The sequence below is a fragment of the Coriobacteriia bacterium genome, assembly GCA_003149935.1.
In the GTDB taxonomy this organism is placed as follows: domain Bacteria; phylum Actinomycetota; class Coriobacteriia; order Coriobacteriales; family QAMH01; genus QAMH01.
Window position 1 is genome coordinate 174882 of sequence record QAMH01000007.1, and the last position, 19130, is coordinate 194011.

Sequence of the window (19130 nt, forward strand, 5' to 3'; positions counted from 1 at the left end):
GAGACATGACCAACGGGACAGGTTTCGTTGCGCGCGTGACGTGCGCCGCTGCCGCAGTGGCGTTTGCCGTCATCATCGGGTGCGCGGCGTTTGCGGGACTTCCCTCCACGGCATGGGCGGTGACGGATGGCTGGACCGTGACCTTCACGGGCAGCTCCATGACATCTGACGGCACGGCGGACATCAACAAGACGCTTTCCGGCATGCAGCCGGGTGATTCCGCGACCTTCGACGTGAAACTCCTCAACGATTGCAATGAGGAGGCAAGCTGGTACATGAAGAACTCGGTTCTCGAGTCCATGGAGACCGAGCTCGCAAAGGGCGGCTCCTACACCTATAGGCTCAGCTATACGGGGCCTGGTGGCAAGACCGAGACAATCATCGGCAACGAGACCGTTTCCGGCGAAGGCGCCGATTCCGAGGGCCTGTTTGACGCGACCACGGCAACGGGCGAATGGTTCTTCCTCGACAATCTTCCGGCGCATGGCCAGGGTTTGGTCACGCTCTACGTGGCGCTTGACCCCGAGTCTCATGGCAACAGCTATTTCGATACCGAGGCAAAGCTCCGACTCGAGTTCGCCGCGGAGGTTCCCGGCGGCAAGATGGTGACCCAGGACAAATCCAGCACCCCCGCGAATAAGGCCACCGGCGGCTCCAGGCTTCCCAGCACTGGCGATATGGTGAAGTTCGGTCTTCCGGTTGCCGTAGTGATTATCGCCCTCGTGGCATGGGTTGCCATTCGTAGGCGTTCGAGCACAAGGAAAGAAGGTGGCAAGTAATGACTGCTGCAAAACATACGATGCGACATCTTGGCGCTGCTCTGTTTGGCGTCGTCCTGACGCTTTTGCTTGCGTTGTGCATGGGACTTCCCGCAGCCGCCTTTGCGGCGCCCGACGATACCACGTACACCATCCGCCTGTATGGCGGAAATCGCGGTACGGTCAACGGCCAGGACATGGTCGAGTGGACTGGCGTGCACTATGGCGACACCGTCGATTTGGGGCAAGCCAACATTACTGTTACCGATGGCAAGTACTATGCGAAGGGCGCACGTCCAGCCGGTCTCGATAACGTGAAGGATGTTGTGTACGTCGCAGACGTTGACGCTAACGGCAAGCTCAGTGGCACTGTTACGGTGACCGAGGATGCCGATTATGTCATCGCGTACGGTGTCTTGGCCGATCGCGTTGAGTATACGGTGCGCTATGTCGATGCCGCGGGCAACGAGCTCGCCGCTTCCCAGAAGTTCATGGGCGACATCGGCGACACGCCGGCAACGGCTGCCCCGTATTTCGAGAACTACGTGCCCAATGCATATACGGCAACGCTCGCACTTACCGGAGATCCCGACCAGAACGTCATCACGTTCACGTACGCTCGCCTTGCCACGGGTTATACGACCGAGCAGAACGGTGACGGCACCATCGACGTGGTCACCCCAACAGGCGATCGCGTGGCGCTCACCCCGAGCCCGGCAACGTCTCTTCCGGCGGCAGCCGTGACTGCGGGCACGGCCGAGAGCGCCCAGAGCGTCGTTGCTCCTGACGGTACCGAGGTCATGACGGAAGACGGCACGCCCTTGAGTGCGCCGATCGAGAGCTTGACCATCACCGATGATGAGACGCCGTTGAGCTCTGCTGACGACATCGCGCAGGCCAACGCCGCATCGTCTGCCTGGAATAACTGGGTATCCATCGCCCTCATTGCCGGCGCTGTCGTTCTGTTGGTTGTGGCCTTCGTGCTCTGGCGGCGCAATCGCAGGAAAGAAGACTTCTAAGACGATTCGAGCCGAAAGCAGGTATGATTATACGGGTCCGCATGATGCGGGCCCGTTGCTATAGGAGGATCATTGGGCAAGCATAGCAAGAAGAGGCCGGTTTCGGCACGTATCCTGTCTGTCGTCGGTACGCTTATCATCGTGGTTGCATTGGCGCTCAGCGCGTTTCTGGTCATTCCCGCTGTTGCTGGCGTAAACATGTTCTGCATCGCCACGCAATCCATGGAACCCGAGATTCCTGTGGGTAGTCTGGTCTGCGTCGAGCGTGTCGATCCGCAAGATCTTGTGGCAGGAGACGTCATCACCTATGTTGACGCGCAAGATTCCAACGTTCCCGTGACCCATCGCGTTGTCGAGAACGACTTGGCCGAGTGGGAGCTCGTGACCAAGGGCGATGCCAACGAGCAATCCGATCCAATTACCGTTTCGTACGGCCAGGTGGTCGGCAAGGTTATCTTCAGCATTCCGCTGCTTGGCTATCTCGCGGTGGCTGTCTCGACGCCCGTTGGGAAAGTCTCCATCGCATTGCTCATCGTCGTAGGCTTGCTGTTGTGCATTGCTGCCGACAGGATAAGGCGACGCGCCTAGATAAGGCGAAAAGGAGCGTTTCATGGGCAACAAGAAGCGAGTCGTCGTGGTCGGAGGCGGAGCCGCCGGTTTGGTCGCGGCGATTTCCGCTGCCCGTGCTGGCGCACGGGTAACGATCGTCGAGGCCGGCAAGCGCGTGGGACAGAAGATCCTCAAGACGGGCAACGGCCGCTGCAACATGACCAATGCCAATATTCAACTCACCGATTACTACAATGGTGCTGCCGTCATGCCCTTGCTCGAGGCATATCCCAGCTCGCGCGTGCTCGGCTTCTTCGGCGAACTTGGTCTGCTTGTCACCGAGGAGGATCAGGGCCGCATCTATCCGTTTTCGAACACCGCCAACACCGTGCTCGACGTGCTGCGCGATGCCTGCAAGTGGAATAACGTTGACGTGCGCAACGGCCAGGAAGTTACCGAGATCGCCGCGGCGAAGCCTGGCTATCGCCTCACGTGTGCAAACAAGAGCACGTTCGATGCCGACGCCGTCGTCATCGCGACGGGTGGCGGCACGGACCTGCTCTCGGCCCTGGGGCATACGGTGGAGCCGTTTTCCCCGGTGCTCTGTCCCCTCAAGACCGACACCAAACCGCTCAAGGGCCTGGCAGGCGTGCGGGCTCGCGTACGTGTGAGCGGCTACGAGGACGAGGAGGCAGCCGAGCCGCGTATCGTGAGCTATGGTGAGGTGCTGTTTCGCGACTACGGTTTGTCTGGCATCGTCATCTTCGACATGTCGCGCGAGATCGGTGCAGGCGGCATCCTGAGCCTCGATTTCCTGCCACAGCTGAGTCCGAGCCAGTGTGTCAACTACTTTACGGCGAAGTACGCATCGCTTTCCACGAGCATCAACGAGCTCTTTGGCCGCACGCCCAACTTCACCGAGCTCATGTGCGGATGCTTTCACACACGTGTAAACGATGCCGTTGTGCGCATGGCGGGTTTCAAGCCTTCCGAGCCGGCGACAGCCAAGACGCTGCCCAAGATTGCGGCGACGGCAAAGGACTTTCGCGTGCGCGTGACGGGGCTTGCAGAGACCAATCAGGCGCAGGTGACGCGCGGTGGTGCTTCGCCCTGGGAGTTCGACTCGCTCACGCTCGAGTCGCGCCTCAAGCCGGGCATTTACGCCGCAGGCGAGACCATTGACGTGGACGGTCGCTGCGGTGGCTTCAACTTGCATTGGGCTTGGGCAAGCGGCATCGCGGCCGGCACCGCAGCTGCGAAATGAGACACATGGGACAGGTACATCTGTCTCACTGCATGCAGTGAGACAGATGTACCTGTCCCATGTGTCTCATCGCGAGGGAGGGTTTATGGAAATCGAGTACAAATGGGAGCTGCCTGACGAGGGCGTGCTCGCGGAGCTGCTCGGCGATGATGAGCTTGCCCCGATGCTGGGTGAACCATGCACGTTGCGCATGCGTGCGATCTACTACGATACCGTAGCCGAGGACGTGCGCCGCATGCGTGGTGGTTTGCGCATACGTCAGGAGAATGACGAGTCCGTGTGCTGCCTCAAGCTTGCTGCGCAGGCAAGCGGTGCGTGCAAGGCACGGCAGGAGTTCGAGGTTGCTGCCGACGATATCATCGAGGGGTTGGGGATGCTGCCCGATGTCGGCGCTCCGGCGGACGTATGCGAGATGTTGCTCGCGGCAAAGCCGCAGCCGACGTGCGAGACCGATTTCACGCGGCGTGAATATGTGCTCGCATGTGATGACTTCACGGCAGCGCTCGCTATCGACACAGGAGAAATGCGCCGACAAGGTCGCACGGCACCTATTCACGAGATGGAGCTTGAGCACCTGAGTGGCTCGGAGGAAGCATTTCACGCATGTGCAACCCGGATGCAAGAGCGCTTCGGGCTCGAAACGCAGCCTCTCTCCAAGCTCGCTCGTGCCATGGCGCTATAAATGAGATAGTTGCTCTGGGTAACTGTCTCATTTTCGCGGTGCTCTTGCGCTATCATTGTCTGCACTTCATATGAAATCCTGAGAGGAACGAACATGACTTGGAACAAACCCATGCCCGCACAGCCTGTTGTCGCTGTGGCTGGCGCAACGGGCGTCGTTGGCCGCGAGATGCTCAAGGTGCTCGAACAGCGCAATTTCCCGGCTGCGAAAGTCAAGGCGCTCGCATCTGCGCGCTCTGCTGGCAGCACGGTGTCGTTCAACGATGGCGAACTCGTGGTCGAGGAGATGACGCCGGCAAGCTTCGAGGGCGTCGACATCGCGCTTTTCGCCTGTGGCGGTGACACTTCCAAGGCGTATCGTCAGGCCGTGGTCGATGCGGGTTGCGTCATGATCGACAACTCAAGCGCATTTCGTACCGACGATGACGTCCCTCTCGTCGTGCCCGAGGTTAACGCGAAGGACCTCGAGTGGCACTCGGGCGTCATCGCCAACCCCAATTGCTCGACGATCGAGATGGTTGTTGCGCTCAAGCCGCTTTACGATCTCGCCGGTGGCATCAAACGCGTCGTCGTGAGTACCTACCAGGCTGCCAGCGGTGCCGGTCTCAAGGCCATGAACGAGCTCTACGACCAGACGCGTCAGTTCCTCGATGACGAGGAGCTCACCATCGAGGCGTTTTCCGACCAGATCGCGTTTAACGTCATCCCTCACATTGACGTGTTCATGGATGATGCCTACACCAAGGAAGAGTGGAAGATGGTCGTCGAGACCGCCAAAATCTTTGGCGATGCGGGCATCAAAGTAGCTCCGACGGCCGTGCGCATCCCCGTGCTGCGTTGCCATGCGGAAAGCGTGAACGTCGAGCTTAACAAGCCGGTCACGCCTGATGAAGCCCGCGATGCGTTTGAGGCTGCCGCGAGTGTAACGGTCATGGATGATCCGGGTGCCAACGTGTACCCCATGCCTGGCCTGCTGCAAGGCACTGATGACGTCTTCGTTGGTCGTATTCGCCAGGATCCCACGGTCGAGGGTGGTCTCGCTTTCTGGCTCGTCATGGATCAGATTCGCAAGGGCGCGGCGCTCAACGCCGTCCAGATTGCCGAGGAGCTGCTCCCGTAGGGGCCTTCGCAAATCATCAATTAAAGAAGAAGGAGGCGGGTCACATGACCCGCCTCCTTGCATGTGTGCGAGAGATCTAGCCGTTGATGGCTGCGTTGGTGGCAACGGCTACGGCGACGGTTGCGCCGACCATGGGATTGTTGCCCATGCCGATGAAGCCCATCATCTCGACGTGCGCCGGGACGCTCGAGGAGCCGGCAAATTGCGCATCGGAGTGCATGCGACCCATGGTGTCGGTCATGCCGTAGGAGGCAGGGCCGGCAGCCATGTTATCCGGATGCAGCGTGCGGCCCGTGCCGCCGCCGCTTGCGACCGAGAAATAGTCCTTGCCTAGCTCGATGCACTCCTTCTTGTACGTGCCCGCGACGGGATGCTGGAAGCGCGTGGGGTTGGTGGAGTTGCCCGTGATGGAAATATCCACGCCCTCATGGTGCATGATGGCGACGCCTTCACGTACGTCATCGGCGCCATAGCAGTGCACATCGCCACGCTCGCCTGCGGAGTAGCGGGTCTCGTTGACGACCTTGAGCTCGCCCGTGGCGTAGTCGAACTGCGTTTGCACATAGGTGAAACCGTTGATGCGGCTGATGATCTGGGCGGCGTCCTTGCCGAGACCGTTGAGGATGACGCGCAGTGGCTTCTTGCGTGCCTTGTTGGCGTTCTTCACGATGCCGATGGCGCCCTCTGCCGCGGCGAAGCTCTCATGGCCCGCCAGGAAGGCGAAGCACTCGGTCTCGTCGCGCAGGAGCATCGCGCCGAGGTTGCCATGGCCGAGGCCGACCTTGCGGTCGTCGGCGACGGAGCCAGGCGTGGTGAAGGCCTGCAGGCCGATACCGATGGCGCTGGCCGCCTCGGAAGCGCTTTTGACACCCTTCTTGATGGCAATGGCGGCACCAGCCGTATATGCCCAGGCTGCATCCTCGAAGCAGATGGGCTGTACGCTCTTGACGATGTCGTAGGGGAGCGGATCCATGCCGGCTTCCTTGCACACCTTCTCGGCATCGTCGAGGGTGCCCATGCCGTATTCCTTGAGCGTTGCGTTGATCTTGTCGAGCCTATGGTCCATGTTCTCGAACTCTGCCATGGTCTACTCCTTCCTCGGATCGATGACCTTGGCCGCTTCGTCAAATCGACCGTAGCTGCCCGTTGCGTCCTTGATTGCCTGGTTGGCGTCGACGCCGTTTTTGACGGCATCCATCATCTTGCCGAAGTTGACGTATTCATAGCCGATGATCTCGTCATTCTCATCGAGTGCAATATGCGTGACATAGCCCTCCGTGAGCTCGAGATAGCGCGAACCTTTGAGCTTGGTGCCGTACATGGTGCCGACCATCGAGCGATAGCCCTTGCCGAGGTCATCAAGACCGGCGCCGATGGGAAGGCCACCATCGGAGAAGGCGGTCTGCGTTCGTCCGTAGACGATCTGCAGGAAGAGTTCGCGCATGGCGGTATTGATGGCGTCACAGACGAGGTCCGTGTTGAGGGCTTCAAGCAGCGTTTTGCCAGGGAGGATTTCGCTTGCCATGGCAGCGGAATGCGTCATGCCCGAGCAGCCGATGGTCTCGACCAGAGCCTCTTCGATGATGCCGTCTTTGACGTTGAGGGTGAGCTTACAGGCACCTTGTTGCGGAGCGCACCAGCCGACGCCGTGTGTGAAGCCGCTGATGTCGGAAATCTCCTTCGCTTGAACCCATTTGCCCTCTTCGGGGATGGGGGCGGGACCGTGATAGGCTCCCTTCGCGACCGGGCACATGAGCTCGATCTCTTTTGAGTAGTACACCTTGAACTCCCTTCCATGCGAATTGCGCTATGGGTCGTGCAATTGGTGATTATATAGCATCTAAGCGGGAAAGATACCGCTTCGCTCCTTGACATTTCGTACAGCCACCGTATAATTTATAGTAGTTATTTACAGGTACCATATATAAACGGAGGAAGCCATGGGTCGTGAGGGCGAGCTTTTTGACAAGTACATGTTAATTCGTCAGATGGTGGAAGCTGTTCGCAATAAAAACACCAGCAAGTTGGGCCCTCTTGGCGATACGACACGTGGTCGTGGTCGTGTTCTCGCGCTTCTTAAGCAGAAGGATGGCGTAAGCACAAAGGAAATGGCGACCGTCATGGGCATTCGTGTTTCCTCCCTCAACGAGGTTCTGGGTAAGATGGAGAAGGATGGCTATGTCGAGCGCTCCGCTTCTCCAGACGATAGGCGCGTCATGCTTGTCTGGCTTACGGACAAGGGCAAGGCTGTCGAGCTTCCGGATCAAAAGATGCCCGAAATCATCTTTGGCAAGCTCAACCAGGGCGCGCAAAACCAGCTCTGCATGTATTTCGAGCAGATGATTTCCTCGTTGCAAAGCGAGCTTGGAGAGGAAGGCGACGCTGTCAAGGAGGCTCGCGAGCAACGCAACGAGTTCTTTGAGAGCGCCAAGCAAGCTCAAGCCGAGCAGACAACACAGGCTTCCCAGCCTGCCACGCAGACGCAGTCTTCTACCGCACCACGCCCTGCACCCGCAGCACCTCCAATGGGCTCTCCGCTCGTACCGCCGATTCCGCCTGCCAGCACGCCGCCGCGCATCGGCTAGCGGCCTGCTTCGCGCATCGCATCAATGACCGCCCAATACGATGAACCCATGTATGCCGCGTGGCCTCCGTGCCTATGGGGCTTCGTCCGTCTATGCACCGAGGCGTCCACGCGAGGTTGGCATGAAGCCAATGGGGGCAATCTGAGCTACCGTTTGACCGAGGAAGACCTGCGCATGTTTACGTCCCTATTCAAGCGTGAGGATGCGTGGCATGCACTCAAGCAGCCTGTCCCCGAGCTTGCCGGCATGCACTTCCTCATGACTGCCTCGGGTGCATACTTGAGCAGCCTTGCAAACGATGGCTCACGTGGATGTGGCGTCATCGAACTCGATGCTGATGGCAGCGCCTGGCGCATTCGCTGGGGCTTCGAAGATGGCGTCCGTCCTTCGAGCGAGCTCGAGACGCATCTAGCCGCTTTTGATGTTGCCCTGCGTGCTGGTGACGGTGCCGATCGCGTGGTCTATCATGCGCACTGCCCGCATGTCATCGCGCTCTCGACGTTGCTCGAGCCGCAGGCGCGTATGTGGACGCGTACGCTGTGGCGCATCATGACCGAGGGCATCATCGTGTTTCCCCAAGGCGTTGGCGTGTTGCCGTGGATGGTGCCGGGTAGCCCCGAGCTTGCCACGGCAACCTGCGAGCTCATGGCGCACTACACCGTTTGCGTTTGGACGCAGCATGGCATCATGTCGCGAGCGGCTAGTTTCGAGAAGGCGTTCGGCGCGATTGAGACAGTCGAGAAATCGGCAGCTATCTACCTGGAGGCTCGTGCCGCAAGCGGGGGAGCAGAACCGCCACACCTGGTGAGCGACGACCAGCTGCGCGCCGTTTGCGCACGCTATGGGCTGCATCCCAATGAGGACTTCCTGGAGTAGGCCGCGGCCTGACGGTCACACCTCTGTCATTTCGAGCGAAGCGAAGCGGAGTCGAGAAATCTCTCGCTCCGAGATTTCTCCGCTACGGCGCTACGCGCCTCCGGTCGAAATAACAGTACGGGGATGTCCTACGGTCGCTCCGGTCGAAATGACAGTACGGGGACGTCCTGACGGTCACCTCAGTCGAGATGACGGTAATTTGCCAGGTACTCTGCTGGACCTGTCTCGTAAATGTTGCCGCCATGGCAATCGATGGCGACGGTCAACGGCATATCCACGACCTCGAGGCGCCTGATTGCCTCCGTCCCCAAATCATCGTATGCCACCACATCGGCACGCTTGACGCTCTTGGCGATGAGCGCCGCTGCACCGCCAATCGCGGCAAAGTAGACTGCTTCGTTGCGGATGACCGCATCGATGACTTCTTGGCTACGGGCACCTTTGCCAATCATCGCGCGCTGGCCAAGGTCAAGCAGACGTGGGGCATACGGATCCATGCGGTAGCTTGAAGTCGGGCCAACAGGGCCTATGGGGTAGCCAGGCTTGGCGGGTGCAGGACCGGCGTAATAGATGATGGCACCGTCAATGCTGATGGGCGGCTCCTCGCCAGCATCGAGCGCCTCGACGAGGCGTTTGTGCGCCGCATCGCGCGCGGTATAGATGATGCCGCTGTAGAGCACTTGGTCCCCTGCATGCAACGTTTGTGCAAGCTCGCGGGTGATGTCTCCGTCGATGCGCTGTGCTTCAGGCATTCCCATTACAGCACCACCTCTTCGTGGCGAGCGACATGGCAGTTGATGTTGACTGCGACGGGTAAGCAGGCGATGTGCGTGGGAGCCTGCTCGATGTTGACGGCGAGGGCTGTCGTCGCACCACCGAAGCCGGCAGGGCCGGTGCCGAAAGCGTTGATGGCATCGAGCAATTCGACCTCGAGCTGCGCGTAAAAGGGGTCGGGGTTGTGCACACCCACGGGCCGAAGCAGGGCGCGTTTGGCGAGCGAAGCGACGTGGTCAAAGTTGCCACCCACACCCACACCTACGATGATGGGTGGGCAGGGATTGGGGCCGGCGTGCCTGACGGCGTCGAGCACGAAGTCTCGCACTCCATCGATACCGTCAGCCGGCTTGAGCATCTTGAGCTGCCCCATGTTCTCCGAGCCAGCGCCTTTGGGCGCAAGCGTAATCTTGAGAGCGTCGCCATCCACGATATCGACGGTGATGAGCGCGGGCGTATTGTCGTCCGTGTTCACGCGACGCAGCGGGTCTGCCACCATCGACTTGCGTAGGTAACCCTCGGTATAGCCGAGCGCAACGCCTGCGTTGATGGCATCGACGAGCGAGCCGCCTTCGATATGTACGTCCTGGCCCAGTTCGACGAAGACGCAGGCCGCACCCGTGTCTTGGCAAATAGGCACCATTTCGCCAGCGGCAATGGCGGCGTTTTCGAGCATGCAGCCGAGCGTCGCCTTGGCCACGGGCAACTCTTCGCTGTCACGTGCCTCATGCAGTGCGTTCAAAAGTCCTTCGTTCATGACGCAGTTGGCCCGGATACAGAGCTCGCTCACCGCATTCGTAATCTCCGATGTTTGAATTACTCTCATATGCACATGCTCTCAATCGAAATGGCCGTACCAATGAAACGAGCCGCACGGAGCGGCTCGAAGAAATCTCTGGTGGGCGATGCAGGGTTCGAACCTGCGGCCCTCTGCTTGTAAGGCAGATGCGCTCCCGCTGCGCTAATCGCCCAGTGCCTTGGCATTTTATCGTAAAATCCTCCAAAGTACAGATGGAGAATGGAGGGGCGCGATGCCCGCTGAGAACATTGAACTGCTCATCGAGTTTACGCACGATGATGATCCCCGCGCTCGTGCCATGGCGGTTGCGGGCCTGGCCAAGGCTGCTGATGCACGCGGCTTCGCGCCCGTACTTGTCTGCCTCTTTGACCCGGTGGACGAGGTGCGGGCGGCTGCTGCCACGGCGCTCGGCATTTTCGGCGACGACCGTGCGTTCGAGGCTTTGGTCGAGTGTTTGAATGATCCGAACGAGCGCGTTGCCGTGAATTGCGCCTGGTCGCTTGGCCAGATTCCCACCACGCGCTGCCTCGACAAGCTCTGCGAGATCGTCGCGGATAAAACAATCGCGCCTTCCATACGCGTCGCCGCCGCGACGGCTATCGGCGAGCGCTCGTCGCTTCCCGGTTTCGACATCACGACAGATGCCGCGCTCATCGAGCGTGCCCGCGTCGCCCTGCTCGGCGCTCTCGGTGACGAGGAAGACGAGCTGCGTGCGGCCTGCATCTGGACGCTCGGACACTTCCCGGCTGACAAGCAGACGACCGAGGCATGCATCGAAGCGCTTGATGACGAGTACGAATGGGTCGTGCGCTATGCCATCGAGGCGCTCGCCCACTTCAAGGACCTCGCGGCGCTCGACCCTTTGCTCGAGTTGTCGGAGAGCGAAGACGACGAGATCAGGGACCTTGCGTGCCAGGCCGTGGACCTCTTGAGGGACGACGCTTGACCGCAACGCTCGTTTTGGTAAACTAACCGCTGCTGTAAAGCGCCTGTGGCTAGGTAGCTCAGTCGGTAGAGCAGGGGACTGAAAATCCCTGTGCCGGGGGTTCAAGTCCCTCTCTAGCCACCATCAACCACTCAGACCGCCTCGTCAGGCGGTCTTTTTCTTTCCTCGGCCCTTCCCTTTTGCTCTTCCTCTGACCGGCACGATGAGGGAAGCGCTTCAGACGAACCCTCATCCATCTTGATTGGCTATAATGAATTCGCACTCGACGGGAGGAGCATCGCGTGGCATACGGCGCGGACATCCAGAAGATTCTTCTGCGTATCCAGCAGAGCGAGATGACGGAAGCTGCCGCCTATCATGCGATGGCCGACGCCATCAAGGACGAACATAATCGCGAGGCGCTTACCAGGGTTGCCGACGAGATCGCAAGTCAGGCCAAGGCGCTCGAGACCTACACCAACAAGCAACTTGCTGCAGACGAGCGCAAGGTCAAGCGCTACGCGCGTATGGCACGCATCTTCGGCTTTACCTTCGCCGCCAAGCTCATGGATCGGCGCAAGATCAAGTTCGTCAACCATTCCAAGAGACTTTTGAGCGAAATGCCCGAGGTCGAGAAGATGCAGGCAGACGAGCAGAAACGCGATGACGAGCTCTTTGCGCTGCTCAACGAGAAGCGTCTTTCCTACGTCGGTGCGATGATTCTTGGCATGAACGATGCCATCGTCGAGATAACCGGTACGCTCGCCGGTCTCACGCTCGCCATGCAGAACACACGCCTCATTGCGCTCTCCGGCCTCATCACCGGCGTTGCGGCGACGCTTTCCATGGCCGCGAGCGAGTATCTGGCCGAGCGCAGCGACGGCAAGGGCGATGCGGCCAAGTCGGGTCTCATGACAGGTGGGGCGTACTTCATCACCGTTGTCATACTGCTGCTGCCCTACCTTATCCTCGATGACAAGATGTATCTGCTGGCCATGGGCATCATGCTCGTCCTCGTGGTGCTGATTCTGGCAGGCTTCAATTTCTACACCTCCGTTGCACGTGATGTATCGTTTGGCAAAAACTTTGGGCAGATGTGTGCGATTTCTCTTGGTGTCGCGGCGCTGTCCTTCGTTTTGGGATACGCTGTTCGCACATTCCTTGGCGTCGACGTCTAGATTGAAAGGTTTTACGCACCATGCACATGACCGAAGAGCAATTTGACATCATCAAGGCCCAGCTCAAGAAGCTCGTTGCAATTCCCGACGGCTTCTATGCAAAGAAATTCGCGGGTATCGACATCGACGCGATTAAGGACCAAAGCGATTTCGAGAAGCTCCCCTTTACCGATAAGGGCGATTTGCGCGAGGCCTATCCGCTCGGAATCGCCGCCGTTCCGCCCGAGCAGATCGTGCGCATTCACAGCTCTTCGGGTACGACGGGCACGCCTGTCATCATTCCCTACACCAAGAAGGACGTCGAGGACTGGGCGATTCAATTTGCACGTTGCTACGAGTATGCAGGTGTCACGAGGGAAGACCGTGTGCACATCACGCCGGGTTACGGCCTGTGGACTGCCGGCATCGGCTTCCAGCTTGGCTGCGAGCTGCTTGGCGCCATGGCGATTCCCATGGGACCGGGCAACACCGACAAGCAGCTCAAGATGATGATGGACCTCGAGAGCACGGTGCTGTGCGCGACGAGCTCGTATGCGCTGCGCCTTGCCGAGGAAATCGCCAAGCGCGGTATCGGCGACCAAATCAAGCTGCGCAAGGGCATCATCGGCTCGGAGCGTTGGGGCGAGAAGATGCGTCGTCGCATCGCCAACGAGCTCGGTGTCGAGCTCTACGACATCTACGGCCTCACCGAGGTCTACGGCCCCGGCATTGGCATTAACTGCCAGGCCGATAGCGCCGTGCATATCTGGAGCGACTACGTCTACCTCGAGATTATCGACCCCGTCACGGGAGAGCCCGTTCCCGACGGCGAGCCGGGAGAGATCGTGCTCACGACGCTGCAGAAGGAGGGTGCGCCGCTCATCCGCTTCCGCACGCATGACCTCTCGCGCATCGTGCCGGGCGATTGCGCCTGCGGGCACAACGAGCATCCGCGCATCGATATCATCACGGGTCGTACCGATGACATGGTCAAGGTGCACGGCGTCAACATGTTCCCGGCGCAGATTGAGGAGGTCATCGCCGCAGTCGATGGCGCCAGCAGCGAGTACCAGATGATGATCGACCATCTCAACGGCAAGGACATCGCCACGCTCTTCGTCGAGGTCGAGCCCAGCGCCAACAAGTACAACATGGAAGAGACCATCGCGACGGAGTTCAAGAACCGCATCGGCTTCACACCGCAGGTCAAACCCGTCGACATCGAGGATTTGCCACGTAGCGAGAAGAAGACGACGCGCATCTTCGACAACAGGTACTAGGCCCCTGTTGTCATTTCGAGTGAGATCTCTCCATTACGCGGCCTATCGGCCGCTCCAGTCGAGATGACAATGGGACGGCGTACGCCTGTGCTTGACGTTATTTCTCTGCGGTGATGACGCGCGTGGGGGTCACGATGTAGTCGACGCGGCAATCGGTTGCCTCGCGTGGCACCTCGTCGACAATCTGCTCGTCGAATGCGATGCCAATCGTCATGCTCTCCGCGCTTAGATAGGGGAGGAAACGGTCGTAGAATCCGCCGCCCTGGCCCAGGCGATTGCCGTGCTTGTCGAAGGCGATGCCTGGCACGAGTATGAGATCGATGTTTTCCGGCGGAACGTGCCGGGAGGAGTCGAGCTCCGTCACTATCTCTCGCGGCGTTTCGAGGACGCTCCAATCATCGTTCATGTCAAAGGCGAAGAATGACATGTTCGTCTCGGAGCGGACGAGGGGAAAGGCGATGACGGGACGCTGATCAAACAGGAACAGTTTTTCCCGATTTGAGACAAATCGTGCTTCTGACCCGGTGGGATAGTAGACGGCGATGCATTTCGCATGCCTGAGGGCTGGAAGATTGAAGAGCCTATCTTCTAATGCTGCCTCATACGTTTTGCGAACATCAGCTGCGATCGAACCACGTTTGGCGCGCATGCTTTCTCGCAGCGCAGCCTTTTCTTCTGCAGTATTCATGGCGAATATAGTACCAAAAGTATGCAGAAGTGAGAAATCGAGCCTGATACGCGGGGATTATTTGCTACCATTCCGAGCATGTCTGTAGTTGTTGCAAAATTCGGCGGAACTTCCGTCGCGAACCCTGAGCGCATCAGGAGCGTCGCGCAGCGCATCGTCAGCCGCAAGCGTGCTGGCGATAGCGTTGTTGCCGTCGTGTCTGCCATGGGCAAGACGACCGACGACCTCGTGGCGCTTGCCAGCTCCATCTCCGAGTCACCCGACCCGCGCGAGATGGACACGCTGCTCTCCACGGGCGAGATGGTCTCGATGTCGCTTTTGGCCATGGCCGTCGCCGAGCTTGGCGAGGAGGCCATCAGCCTCTCCGGCCGTCAGATTGGCCTTATCACCGATAGCGTGCACGGCAAGGCATCGATTCGCGAGATTCACGCCGATCGCATCCGCGTGGCACTTTCCGAAGGCCGCATCGTCATCGTTGCCGGCTTCCAGGGTATCGATGCTGCCGGCGATATCACGACGCTCGGTCGTGGTGGCTCGGACACCACGGCGGTCGCCATCGCGGCAGGCATCAAGGCAGACGTTTGCGAGATTTACACGGACGTTGCCGGCGTTTACACGGCCGATCCGCGCATCGTTCCGCGTGCCTGCAAGATTGACCAGATCAGCTACGAGGAAATGCTCGAGATGGCCGCGGGCGGCGCGGGCGTGTTGCACAAGCGCTGCATCGAGTTCGCGCGTAATTTTGGCGTGGTGATACATTGCCGCTCGTCATTCAGCGATGAGCCGGGCACGATAGTGAAGGAGTATGACCCCACTATGGAAAAGGCTATTGTCAGCGGCGTCGCACACGACCTTTCGGAAGCCAAGTTCACGATTCGTGACGTGCCTGACACCACGGGCGTAGCCGCCAGGGTCTTTGGGGCCATGGCCGATGCCAATCTCGGTGTCGACATGATCATTCAGAACCTCTCCGAGAACGGGCACACCGACATCACCTTCACAAGTCCGCGCGCCGATATCGAGAAGACGACCGAGGTCATGGATCGCATCGTGCGCGAACTCGGCGCACGCGAGCTTCTCATTACCGAGGAAGTCGCGAAGGTCTCCATCATCGGTGCGGGCATGAAGGTCAACTCGGGCGTCGCGGCGCAGATGTTCCGCACGCTTGCCGAGGGCGGTATCAACATCACGATGATTTCGACCTCTGACATCCGCACGAGCGTCGTCATTCCGGCCGAGAGCGCCGAGGAGGCAGTGCGCTTGCTGCACACGGCGTTCGGTCTCGACGGCGCCAAGGTGTTCGAGGAGACGCAGCTCTCTGCCGAGGAGCTTGCCGCCAAAGCCAAGAAGGGCCGCTAGCACACGGCTGACAACACCGCGTTTCTCAGATCCCAGAGGCGCCCGTCGCCGTAGGAGTAGTGCGTCGCAACTGCGTAGATGCAGTCGCCTTCGACGCCTCCGAGTACGTCAAGGGCGCCGCCGTAGTTGGCGCCCCAAATCCAGCCTTCCTTGTAATAGCAGTGATCGCGGAAGGCGTCTGCGAACAGGTCGCGATTGGGGCCGCCATAACGCAGGTACTCGTCGATGGTGATCCAGAGCTCGGCAAGTTCCAGGGGCGTGATATCGGTGTAATGCCCGCGGTTCATGCGTATCTCGACGCCGCTGTCACCTGCGATCTTGTCCATGTACCAGCGCCCGTAACGGTTATACAGCGAGCTATAGCCTGTATTGCTCGAGTAGTAGATCGTCTCGTTGATCGTGTTGCGTACGCCCCAAACGCTAGGTGCGTCGTTCATGCAAAGCGATGCGATGTAGGGACCCTTGATGGACGATGCGCTGTAGTAGTCCTTGCCTGCGTTGTAAGAGATGCAGGCGCCGGTGTTGTGGTTAATCGCGACAAAGGCCACATCCCCATTCCACATGTGATGTTCCCACGTCCCGCGCTGGTCCATGTTGATTTGACCATATGTCGAAAAGCCCCAGTCGGGTCTTCCCGCAACCAGACAGCGGAGGTTCGCGGTGTTGATGCCCGGCCCGTCCTCGTGCACGGGAAGCGCGGCGGCATACCAGCTCACGCCTTCGGAATGCCAGCCGGCGCCCGTGAGCATCTGGTCTTCGTCGGGCCAGATGGTGAAGTTATGCGTACCTGTCCATGCGTTGGGGTTGTACTGGCGATAGACGGGAATTGCTTCGTCAACGGCCGAATAGTGGCTGATGCCCTCAAAGCGCCATTCGTGTTCGACAAGATTGTCGCGCTCGATGACGGAGAGCGTGTAATGATGGTCGCCCGCATAGGGGTTATACAGGCGGAACACCGGCAGGTCAGAGAAGAGCGGCACCATCCAGCCGACGCCTTCGTAGACCCAACCGATGCTGCAGATGCTATCGCGCTCCGCGCGGTCCGTGGTGTAGAAGTGCTCGCTCGTCTGCGCATTGTAGATGCGGTACAGCGGCACGGTCTCTTCCGACTGAGTGAGCGGGTGTTCGGGCTCGGGTTCAGGAGCGGGTTCAGGATCCGGAGCAGGTTCAGGCTCTGGGGCAGGTTGCTCGTCGACGACGATGTCGACTGGCCCGGGATCATCCGGTGTCGAATCATCCTGCGCGAGGACGACATCGGTGACAGGCATCGCGTCTATGTCAGTTGATGGGGATGTATTCGCTTCGAGAGTTTCGAGAGCGACATTGCTGTCCAACGGTTCTTCTGCAGCATGCGCAGGCCTTGCGAGAGAGACCATCGTGATAAGCGCGGCCAGCATGAGGGTAGCTGCAATAAGGACAGTCCGCGAGGTGCGCCAATCGGCGTGCTTTGCCTGCTGCATCGAAGCATATGGGCCAGAACCTTGTTGGAATGTGTCTGGAAACCGCTGCATGCTGTGTTTTCTCCCTATCAAGCACGTGTGCTCGTAAACTATATCAGGCTCGTGAGCTTTGCTGGCGCGGGATTGTCTGCGCGTTGTGACGTGTGGATGCACGGTGGCAAGAGAATGCGGTAAGCGGCGTATTACAATGGGCTGCATCAGGAATCGCGACCAATGTCGTGACGGCAGGAGCATCATCGATGGAGAAACGTCCCAATATCAAATTGACGCTCGATCAGGGTCTTGCGGTCGTGTGCGATCTGCAGCCTGATCGTTCCTCGCAAGTGCTTGCAGATATCCTCGGCGTGCAGCACGCTTACTTGCTGCGACGCTCCATCGATGCGCGTCGCAAGAGCGACGTGCACTTTGTCGCGACTGTTGGTATCGGCGAGGGCGAGGGAGCTCCGCATGCGGTGCGGCCCATCGAGGAGCGTCCGCTTCCCGAGCATCGGCCCGTGGATTTGCGTCCCGTGGTCGTGGGGACGGGTCCTGCCGGACTGTTCGCTGCCCTCGAACTTGCCGAGGCAGGCTTGTGTCCGCTCGTTATCGAGCGCGGGGCACCTGTCGAGGAACGCACGGCGGATGTCGAGCGTTATCATCGCACGCGCGTGCTCGACACGGCGAGCAATGTGCAGTTTGGCGAGGGCGGAGCCGGCACCTTCTCTGATGGCAAGCTCACGACGGGCAAGAACTCCCCGCAGATCGCGCATGTGCTCGAGACCTTCGTTGCGGCGGGAGCACCGAGTGAGATTCTCTGGCAGGCAAAGCCACACATCGGAACGGATGTGCTCAGCGACGTGGTCAAGCGCATGCGCGAGCGCATCATCGCCTGTGGTGGCGAGGTGCGCTTTCACACGCAGCTTGTGGGGATGGATATCGACGCGGCAGGGATGCTGCATGGCGTTACGCTCGAGGACGATGGGACTCGATACGAAGTCGAAGCTTCGCAGCTTGTCCTGGCTTGCGGGCATTCGGCGCGTGACACTTTTGCGTTGCTCAAGCAGCTTGGTTTCGAGCTCGAACCCAAGCCCTTTTCCATCGGCGTGCGCATCGAGCACGAGCAGGAGTTCATCAATCGTGCCCAATACGGGCAGGCAGCGGGACACCCCGCGCTTGGAGCCGCCGATTACAAGCTTGCGTGTCATCTTGAGAACGCTCGATCGGTCTATACCTTCTGCATGTGTCCTGGTGGTGAGGTGGTCGCCGCTTCAAGTGAAGAGGGCGGCTTGTGTGTGAACGGCATGTCGCGCCAGGCGCGCGATGGGGCCAACGCCAACGCGGCGCTGCTGTGCAACGTGACGCCCGATGACTTTGCCGATGCGACCGATCCGCTCTCGGGCATCGCGTTCCAGCGTCGCTGGGAGCAGGCGGCGTTTGCCGCGGGTGGTGCGGATTGGCACGCCCCCGTGCAACGCGTGGGGCAGTTCGCGGGTATCGCGGGCAAGCCACGCACGTTGCCCGAGGCGAGCTATCCGCTCGGCGTGGTTGAGGCGCCGATTGCGGGCTGTCTGCCGGACTTTGCGGCAGAGGCCCTGCGCGAGGCGCTGCCGGTGCTTGACCGCAACCTGCGCGGCTTTGCCGACCCCGGAGCGTTGCTCACGGGCATCGAGGCACGCAGTTCCTCGCCGGTGCGCGTCGTGCGCGACTCTCATACGCTCATGTCGACGCATGTGCATGGCGTGTACCCGTGCGGCGAGGGGGCGGGGTACGCCGGCGGCATCATGTCGGCCGCACTCGACGGGATCCGAGTCGCATCGGCAGTCAAAAACCTCTCTTTGACTAAGATATGAGACAGCG

19 protein-coding genes, 2 tRNA genes and 1 pseudogene are annotated in these 19130 nt (G+C 59.9%); 15 read left to right on the forward strand and 7 right to left on the reverse strand.

The genetic code is table 11. From position 1 onward, the window contains the following. Positions 1–5 precede the first annotated feature (5 nt). The 6 genes from DBY20_06695 (at position 6) to DBY20_06720 (ending at position 5391) form a co-directional block, all read left to right on the forward strand. A complete protein-coding gene (locus DBY20_06695) occupies positions 6–779 on the forward strand; it encodes a hypothetical protein (GenBank protein ID PWL78539.1) in 774 nt (257 codons plus the stop codon). Further along, positions 779–1777 carry a hypothetical protein gene (locus DBY20_06700; protein ID PWL78540.1) on the forward strand — a complete coding sequence of 333 codons (999 nt, stop codon included), beginning with the start codon at positions 779–781 and terminating at the stop codon, positions 1775–1777. Before DBY20_06695 ends, DBY20_06700 begins: the two co-directional genes overlap by 1 nt. A 60-nt stretch (positions 1778–1837) precedes the next feature. After that, a complete protein-coding gene (locus DBY20_06705; GenBank protein ID PWL78541.1) occupies positions 1838–2365 on the forward strand; it encodes a signal peptidase I in 528 nt (175 codons plus the stop codon). A 22-nt stretch (positions 2366–2387) separates the two neighbouring features. Further along, positions 2388–3590: an aminoacetone oxidase family FAD-binding enzyme gene (locus tag DBY20_06710; protein ID PWL78542.1), complete on the forward strand. Its 1203-nt coding sequence runs from the start codon at positions 2388–2390 to the stop codon at positions 3588–3590. 46 nt (positions 3591–3636) lie between these two features. Then, positions 3637–4272, forward strand: coding sequence for a hypothetical protein (locus DBY20_06715; protein ID PWL78543.1), 636 nt, complete (start codon positions 3637–3639; stop codon positions 4270–4272). A gap of 93 nt (positions 4273–4365) precedes the next feature. Continuing rightward, complete coding sequence (locus tag DBY20_06720; GenBank protein ID PWL78544.1) at positions 4366–5391, forward strand: aspartate-semialdehyde dehydrogenase; 1026 nt, start codon at positions 4366–4368, stop codon at positions 5389–5391. A gap of 76 nt (positions 5392–5467) precedes the next feature. Here DBY20_06720 and DBY20_06725 read toward each other — a convergent pair whose 3' ends face one another. Next, positions 5468–6475 (reverse strand): GGGtGRT protein, encoded by a 1008-nt coding sequence (locus tag DBY20_06725; protein ID PWL78545.1) that lies wholly within the window; start codon positions 6473–6475, stop codon positions 5468–5470. 3 nt (positions 6476–6478) lie between these two features. After that, a complete protein-coding gene (locus DBY20_06730; GenBank protein PWL78546.1) occupies positions 6479–7171 on the reverse strand; it encodes a hypothetical protein in 693 nt (230 codons plus the stop codon). 160 nt (positions 7172–7331) lie between these two features. Here DBY20_06730 and DBY20_06735 point away from each other — a divergent pair, with 160 nt between their 5' ends. After that, on the forward strand, positions 7332–7976 hold the full coding sequence (locus DBY20_06735; protein ID PWL78547.1) for a hypothetical protein: 645 nt from the start codon (positions 7332–7334) through the stop codon (positions 7974–7976). A gap of 24 nt (positions 7977–8000) precedes the next feature. Next, the gene (locus DBY20_06740; GenBank protein ID PWL78548.1) at positions 8001–8852 is read left to right on the forward strand and encodes a rhamnulose-1-phosphate aldolase; all 852 of its coding nucleotides are present in this window, start codon (positions 8001–8003) and stop codon (positions 8850–8852) included. A 179-nt stretch (positions 8853–9031) separates the two neighbouring features. On the opposite strand, the gene DBY20_06745 is transcribed toward DBY20_06740, so the two are convergent. From DBY20_06745 to DBY20_06755, 3 genes are all read right to left on the reverse strand, one after another. Further along, entirely contained in the window at positions 9032–9604 is a 573-nt protein-coding gene (locus DBY20_06745; GenBank protein PWL78597.1) for a Fe-S-containing hydro-lyase, read from the reverse strand. Between the two features lie 5 nt (positions 9605–9609). Further along, positions 9610–10452, reverse strand: a complete 843-nt coding sequence (locus DBY20_06750; GenBank protein ID PWL78549.1) for a fumarate hydratase — start codon at positions 10450–10452, stop codon at positions 9610–9612. A 70-nt stretch (positions 10453–10522) separates the two neighbouring features. Beyond that, positions 10523–10597, reverse strand: a tRNA-Val gene (locus DBY20_06755). Between the two features lie 60 nt (positions 10598–10657). Between DBY20_06755 and DBY20_06760 the strand changes: the two genes are divergently transcribed. From DBY20_06760 to DBY20_06775, 4 genes are all read left to right on the forward strand, one after another. After that, positions 10658–11371, forward strand: a complete 714-nt coding sequence (locus DBY20_06760; GenBank protein ID PWL78550.1) for a hypothetical protein — start codon at positions 10658–10660, stop codon at positions 11369–11371. Positions 11372–11418: 47 nt separating this feature from the next. After that, positions 11419–11494 (forward strand) — tRNA-Phe (locus DBY20_06765). Between the two features lie 212 nt (positions 11495–11706). Beyond that, positions 11707–12528: a rubrerythrin family protein gene (locus tag DBY20_06770; protein PWL78598.1), complete on the forward strand. Its 822-nt coding sequence runs from the start codon at positions 11707–11709 to the stop codon at positions 12526–12528. A 20-nt stretch (positions 12529–12548) separates the two neighbouring features. After that, the gene (locus DBY20_06775; protein ID PWL78551.1) at positions 12549–13787 is read left to right on the forward strand and encodes a phenylacetate--CoA ligase; all 1239 of its coding nucleotides are present in this window, start codon (positions 12549–12551) and stop codon (positions 13785–13787) included. 97 nt (positions 13788–13884) lie between these two features. Here DBY20_06775 and DBY20_06780 read toward each other — a convergent pair whose 3' ends face one another. Continuing rightward, positions 13885–14475: a 5-formyltetrahydrofolate cyclo-ligase gene (locus tag DBY20_06780; GenBank protein ID PWL78552.1), complete on the reverse strand. Its 591-nt coding sequence runs from the start codon at positions 14473–14475 to the stop codon at positions 13885–13887. 78 nt (positions 14476–14553) lie between these two features. Here DBY20_06780 and DBY20_06785 point away from each other — a divergent pair, with 78 nt between their 5' ends. Continuing rightward, the gene (locus DBY20_06785) at positions 14554–15834 is read left to right on the forward strand and encodes an aspartate kinase (GenBank protein PWL78553.1); all 1281 of its coding nucleotides are present in this window, start codon (positions 14554–14556) and stop codon (positions 15832–15834) included. On the opposite strand, the gene DBY20_06790 is transcribed toward DBY20_06785, so the two are convergent. After that, entirely contained in the window at positions 15831–16931 is a 1101-nt protein-coding gene (locus tag DBY20_06790) for a hypothetical protein (protein PWL78554.1), read from the reverse strand. The two genes, DBY20_06785 and DBY20_06790, sit on opposite strands and share 4 nt — an antisense overlap. A 28-nt stretch (positions 16932–16959) precedes the next feature. Between DBY20_06790 and DBY20_06795 the strand changes: the two are divergent. Together DBY20_06795 and DBY20_06800 are read left to right on the forward strand one after the other, a co-directional pair. Next, a pseudogene (locus DBY20_06795) lies at positions 16960–17028 on the forward strand (endoglucanase). A gap of 505 nt (positions 17029–17533) precedes the next feature. Next, positions 17534–19123 (forward strand): hypothetical protein, encoded by a 1590-nt coding sequence (locus tag DBY20_06800; GenBank protein ID PWL78555.1) that lies wholly within the window; start codon positions 17534–17536, stop codon positions 19121–19123. The last annotated feature ends 7 nt before the right edge of the window (positions 19124–19130 follow it).